Origin of the sequence: Pseudomonas protegens (genome assembly GCF_003732485.1) — a bacterium.
Taxonomy (GTDB): domain Bacteria; phylum Pseudomonadota; class Gammaproteobacteria; order Pseudomonadales; family Pseudomonadaceae; genus Aquipseudomonas; species Aquipseudomonas protegens_B.
In genome coordinates, this window is record NZ_MOAK01000092.1 from 236,973 (window position 1) to 243,016 (window position 6,044).

The window sequence follows — 6,044 nt, forward strand, 5'->3', positions numbered from 1 at the left end:
TGCTGCCGCGCCTCAGTGCCCTGGACAATGTCGCCCTGCCCCTGAGCTACCGCGGCGTGGCCCGGCGTGAATCCCTGGAGCGTGCCCAGCACATGCTCGATCAGGTGGGCCTGGGGCAACGGGCTCACCACCGCCCGGCGGACCTCTCCGGCGGCCAGCGCCAGCGGGTGGCGATTGCCCGGGCCCTGGTGGGCGAACCCTCGGTGATCCTCGCCGACGAACCCACCGGCAACCTCGACAGCCACACCGCCCAGGAGATCATGGACCTGCTGCTGTCGCTGAACCGCGAGCGCCAGGTGACCCTGATCATCGTCACCCACGACCCCGGCATTGCCCAACGCCTGGAGCGGCAGATCCGGGTCACCAACGGCGTGGTCCAGGAGGTCTGCCCGGCATGAGCCTCAAGGTCGAGCAAAGCGCCAGCCAGTTGCTGCATGAAGCCTTCGTCAGCCTGCGCACCCTGGGCAAGCGTTCGATCCTGGCTCTGTTGGGGATCGTCATCGGCAGTTCATCGGTGGTAGCCCTGATCAACATCGGCCATAACGCCGCCGAAGACGCCGCGGCGATTTTCCAGGACATGGGCACCGACACCCTGGCGGTACAGTTCCCCGACACTTCGGGGGCGCGCACGCCCATGCCGGCGGTACTGGACATCGCCACCCTGTACAAGGCCCTGCCCAACCTGCTGCACATCGCCCCCGTGGCGTTGTTCAGCGGCCCGGTGGTGTTCCAGGGACGCACCACCAACGCCAACCTGGTGGGCAGCACCGCGGCACTGACCGACGCCATGCGCCTGCAGTTGCAGGAAGGACGCTTCCTCTCGGAATTCGACGCCGCCGAAACCTACGCGGTGGTGGGCGCGCAAGTGGCCCAGGCCCTGAGCCAGCCCCATGACCCGCTGCGCCTGGGCGACAGAATCCGCATCAACGACTACCTGTTCCAGGTGATCGGCATCCTGCACCCGCAACCCGCTGCCGTGCTGATCCCGGTGCAGACCAACGAATCCCTGTTCGTCCCCCTGGAGGGCATGCGGCGGATTTCCTCCAGTGCGCAGATCAGCAACCTGATTGCCCGCGCAACCTCTTCCCAGGACATGAACCAACTGGCCACGGCCCTGGGCGATGCGCTGAAAAAACAGCTACCGGGACGGGGCGTGGAAGTGCAGATACCGCAGAAGATCATCGACGGCATGACCCGGCAAAGTCGCACCTTCGGTTACCTGCTGATGGCCCTGGGGGGCATCTCCCTGGTGGGAGGCGGCGTCGGGGTGATGAACGTGATGCTGATGAACGTCTCGGAACGGCGTCGCGAGATCGGCATCCGCATGGCCCTGGGCGCCAGGCGCCGGGATATCCGCAACCTGTTCCTGCTCGAAGCGGTGACCCTGACGGCGGTCGGCGCCCTGTCCGGAGCGGTGCTGGGCATGAGCGCCGCCTACCTCTATGCCCGGGTCTCCGGCTGGCAGTTTTCCCTGGCCTCTGCATCCTTGCCCCTGGGCATCGGCAGCACCTTGTTGATCGGCCTGTTCTTCGGCCTGTACCCGGCCATCTCGGCCTCGCGCCTGCAACCGGTGGAGGCGCTGCGCGATGAATGATCGCCAACGCGCCGGGCTGTTGCTGCTGTGGCTGATCGGCCCCTTGGGGCACGCCGCCTCCCAGGACATGAATGTGGCCCGCCAGGCGTCAGCCCCGACCATGCACAGCGGCTATGAACGCGGCGTCCTGTTGAGCCAGCAGCAGACCGACCTGACCCTCGCCGATGCGGTCTACCTGGGCCTGCGCAACAACCGCGGGATTCGCAGCGCCTACTTGCAGCGCGTGGCGCAGAAGTTCGATCTGCGGGTCTCGGAAGACACCTTCAATCCCAAGCTGCTGCTCAGTGGCACCTACCAGGCCAACAAGGGCAGCAACGACGGGGTGCGCAACGCCATGCTGACGCCCAGTTCCAGCCTGCTGGGGGAGTACGGCACCCGCTTGAACATGGCCTGGCGGCAGGAGTTGAACAACGCCAATCGGGCCGGCTACTACCGTCGCGACGGCCTCGACCTGGCGATTATCCAACCCCTGCTCAAGGGTGCCGGCTGGGATGTGACCACCGCCCCGCTACGCCTGGCGCGGATCAACGAGCAGGCCTATCGCCTCAACCTCAAGGCCAACGTCGCGCAGACCATCAGCGACATCATCGGCGCCTACCGCGAGCTGTTGCGGGCCCAGCAACAGCTGGCGATCGTCGAGGATGCCCTCAAGCGCGCCAATGCCCTGCTCCAGGTGAACAAGGCGCTGATCGCCGCCGGGCGCATGGCCGAGTTCGAGATCGTGCAGACCGAAGCCGATATCGCCAGCCAGGAGCTGGGGGTCGAAGAAGCGCGCAATCAGGTGGACATCAATCGCCTGTCGCTGCTGCGGCTGCTGGCCCTGGACCTGTCCACGCGCATTCGCGCCAGCGACGGCCTGGAGGCCGCGAGGATCAGCATCGACCAGCAGGACGCCCTGCGCCTGGCCCAACTCCAGCAACCCAGTTACCTGGCGACCTTGCTCGGCAGCCAGCAGGCCGATCTGAACCTGGTGATCGCCAAGGACCAGGGCCGCTGGGACGTGTCCCTGGTGGCCGGTGCCAACCAGGTGCGCAACCGCTACGACAACGACGGCGGCAATGGCACCGGCAGGACCTGGGACAGCTATGCCGGGGTCCAGGTGCAGATACCCATTGGCGACCTCAGTACCCGCCAGGCGGAAGTCCATGCCCGGGTCGACGTGGAAAACCAGGCGCTGGTCCTGGCCGATGCCCGTCAGGCCCTGGAACGCAGTGTCAATGACGTGGTCCGCGACCTGGGCACCCGCTGGCGCCAGTACGAAATTGCCCAGCGCGCCGTGGAGCTGTCCAAGCGCAAACTGGATATCGAACGGGAAAAACTCAGCGCCGGGCGCTCCAGCAACTTTCAGGTGCTGAGCTATGAAAGCGACCTGCGCACCAGTGAAAACGCCCGCCTCAACGCACTTATCGCCTACCTCAACGCCCAGACCCAACTGGACCTGACCCTGGGCATGACCTTGGAGACCTGGGACATTGCGCTCAATGACTACTGAGCAGAAAACCTCGCGCAAACGCTACCTGCAAGGGGGCGCGGCGCTGGTGGTGCTGGCGTTGGCCGGCGTGGCCCTGATCGGTTACCGCGCCCCGGCCGATACGGCAGCCGACAAGGGCCGCTGGATCGAGGTCAGCAGCGCGCCGCTGATTCATCAGATCGGCCTGGTGGGCAAGATCGAGCCCCAGCGCACCATCAGCCTGACCGCGCCGTTCGACGGCAATGTCCTGGCCAACCTGGTGGAACAGGGCCAGCGCGTGGAAGCCGGCCAGACCCTGCTGAAAATGGACCCCAGCCTGATCGAGATCCAGTTGCGTGAGGCTTTGTCGGTCCAGCTCAAGGCCCGACGCAGCGTCCAGGAACTGCAGGACTGGAACAACAGCGCCCAGGTCACCCGCGCCCGGCGGACCTTGCGTTCCTCGCAGATGGCGGTCAGCAATTCCGAGCGCAAGCTCAGTGAAAGCCAGAGCCTGTTTGCCCGGGGCATCATTCCCCGCAACGAGCTGGACGACCTCACCCAACAACTGCAGACCCAGCGCCTGGACCTGACTGCGGCCCAGGGCGAGCTGCAACAGGCCCTGGATCAGGGCAAGGGCGAATACCGGCAGATTGCCGAAATGGAACTGACCAATGCCACGGTCAAGTACGAAGCCCTGCGCGCCCTGCTGGCGGGCAAGGACGTCACCGCACCGTTTGCCGGCATCGTGGTGCCGGCGCCGGGCGTCAACCTGACCCAGATGGCCTCGGCGGCGACCTCGGGCCCGGTGCAGACCGGCAGCAAGGTCGGCCAGGGCCAAGCCTTGTTCGGCCTGGCCAACATCGAGCAACTGAAGATCGTCAGCAAGGTCTCGGAGCTGGATATCAACCAGCTGCACCCGGGCCAGAGCGTGGAAATCCTCGGCGACGGCTTTGATGGCGAACGCCTCAATGGCCAGGTGGACATCGTCAGCAGCCTGGCCCTGCCCGGCGACGCCAGCGGCGCCAGCGCACAGTTCCCGGTAACCCTGTCGATCCCCACGCTGAGCCGCGAACAACTGCAGCGTGTGCGCCTGGGCATGAGCGCCCGATTGACCATCATCACCTACCGCAACGACCAGGCAATCGTCATCCCACCGACAGCGATCCAGCGCACAGCAGACGGTATGAGCGTGGAATATCGGACGAGCGCCGATCAGCCGGCACAACGCCTGCCGGTGAGCGTCGGCCAATCGACGGCGGAGGGTATCGAAGTGTTCGGCCTGCAGCCGGGCCAGGTGCGCCTCCCCGGCGCCCCGTGAAACACCAACATCACTAACACCACCACCGTAGGAGCTGGCTTGCCAGCGAAGGCGCACTCAAGACCCCCCCCTCTCCAACGGCCTCTTCGCCGGCAAGCCGGCTCCTACGGGGGGCTGCGGGGTGTGTCTGACTGCTGTAGGAGCTGGCTTGCCAGCGAAGGCGCACTCAAGCCCCCCCCCTCTCCAACGGCCTCTTCGCCGGCAAGCCGGCTCCTACAGGAAGACCGCCGGCATGTCGCCGCTAACGGCCGCGGCCGTCCATTCAGGGGCTCAGCGCAGGGCTCGGCGCAGGACCTTGCCCACGGTGGTCTTGGGCAACTCCTCGGTGCGAAATTCCACATACCGCGGCACCTTGTAGCCGGTCAGGTATTCCCGGCAGTGGGCCAGCAACTGGTCCTGGGTCAGGTTCGGGTCCTTGCGCACCACGAAGATCTTCACTTTCTCCCCCGTGACCCCATCCTCGACCCCGATCGCCGCCACTTCCGCCACGCCCGGATGCAGGGCCACCACATCTTCGATCTCGTTGGGGTACACGTTGAAGCCGGACACCAGGATCATGTCCTTCTTGCGGTCCACCAGGCGGATGAAGCCCTGCTCGTTCATCACCCCGATATCCCCGGTGGACAGCCAGCCATGATGGTCCAGGACCTTGGCGGTTTCTTCCGGACGCTGCCAGTAGCCCTTCATCACCTGGGGACCACGCACCTGCAACTCGCCCTCCTCGCCCAGCTCCGCCAGTTCGCCATCCTCACGCACGAACCGCACCCAGGTCGAAGGCAGTGGCACGCCGATGGTCCCGGTGAACTCGCCCTCGCGCATACGGGCAATGTCGATGGGGCTGATGCTCACCACCGGCGAGCACTCGGTCAGGCCGTAGCCTTCGATGATCGGCACCCCGGTGACTTCCTTCCAGCGCCGGGCCACGGCGGTATGGGTGGCCATGCCGCCGGCGATGGCCAGCTTCAGGTCGGAGAAGTCCCGGCCACGAAACTCTTCGTTCTCCAGCAAGCCGTTGAACAAGGTGTTGACCCCGACGATGCCGCTGAACTTTTCCTTGCGCAGGATCATCTGCACCCGCTTCACGTCCCGGGGGTTGGCGATCAGGATGTTGCGCCCGCCCAGGCACATGAACATCAGGCAGTTCACCGTCAGCGACAGCACGTGGTACAGCGGCAGCAAGGTGACATTGGTTTCCTGCTGGTTCTCGTCCAACTGGTCGCCGACCCAGGCCTTGGCCTGCATCAAGTTGGCGAGGATGTTGCGGTGGGTGAGCATGGCGCCCTTGGCATCGCCGGTGGTGCCGCCGGTGTATTGCAGGAAGGCAATGTCGTCCTGCTTCAGGTCCACCGGACGATGCTCCCGCCCGGCGGCCAGCTTCATCATCGCCGGGAAGCGGATGGCCCCCGGCAGGTTGAATGTCGGCACCTGCTTCTGCACATGACGCAGGGCGAAGTTCAAGGCCGCGCCCTTGAAGGTGCCCAGCAGGTCGCCAATGGCGGCCACCACCACGTTCTTCAACTGGCTGCCGGGCATCGCCTGTTCCAGGGTATGGGCGAAGTTCTCGAAGATCACCACGGTTTCGGCGCCGCTGTCCTTGAGCAGGTGCCGCAGTTCGTGAGCGGTGTACAGCGGATTGACGTTGACCACCACCGCCCCCACCAACAAGGTGCCGAACAGGCAGA

General features: G+C 65.6%; 5 protein-coding genes. 4 read left to right on the top strand and 1 reads right to left on the bottom strand.

The annotated features are described in order from the left end of the window. The 4 genes from BLX41_RS37045 to BLX41_RS33125 all read left to right on the top strand — a co-directional run. The coding region (locus tag BLX41_RS37045; protein WP_259745532.1) for an ABC transporter ATP-binding protein at window positions 1-398 on the top strand (398 nt) is incomplete at its 5' end. Then, window positions 395-1,594 carry an ABC transporter permease gene (locus BLX41_RS33115; RefSeq protein ID WP_123728269.1) on the top strand — a complete coding sequence of 400 codons (1,200 nt, stop codon included), beginning with the start codon at window positions 395-397 and terminating at the stop codon, window positions 1,592-1,594. The genes BLX41_RS37045 and BLX41_RS33115, both read left to right, overlap by 4 nt. Next, a complete protein-coding gene (locus BLX41_RS33120; RefSeq protein WP_123728270.1) occupies window positions 1,587-3,086 on the top strand; it encodes a TolC family protein in 1,500 nt (499 codons plus the stop codon). Before BLX41_RS33115 ends, BLX41_RS33120 begins: the two co-directional genes overlap by 8 nt. Beyond that, window positions 3,076-4,362, top strand: coding sequence for an efflux RND transporter periplasmic adaptor subunit (locus BLX41_RS33125; protein WP_123728271.1), 1,287 nt, complete (start codon window positions 3,076-3,078; stop codon window positions 4,360-4,362). The genes BLX41_RS33120 and BLX41_RS33125 overlap by 11 nt, the downstream gene beginning before the upstream one ends. 270 nt (window positions 4,363-4,632) lie before the next feature. Here the strand turns inward: BLX41_RS33125 and BLX41_RS33130 are convergent. Then, on the bottom strand, window positions 4,633-6,044 hold a 1,412-nt coding region (locus BLX41_RS33130; RefSeq protein WP_259745534.1), incomplete at its 5' end, for an AMP-binding protein.

Coding starts and splice junctions, on each gene's coding strand:
- BLX41_RS33125 (WP_123728271.1), top strand. CDS start 3,076: ATGACTACTGAGCAGAAAACCTCGCGCAAACGCTACCTGCAAGGGGGC.
- BLX41_RS33120 (WP_123728270.1), top strand. CDS start 1,587: ATGAATGATCGCCAACGCGCCGGGCTGTTGCTGCTGTGGCTGATCGGC.
- BLX41_RS33115 (WP_123728269.1), top strand. CDS start 395: ATGAGCCTCAAGGTCGAGCAAAGCGCCAGCCAGTTGCTGCATGAAGCC.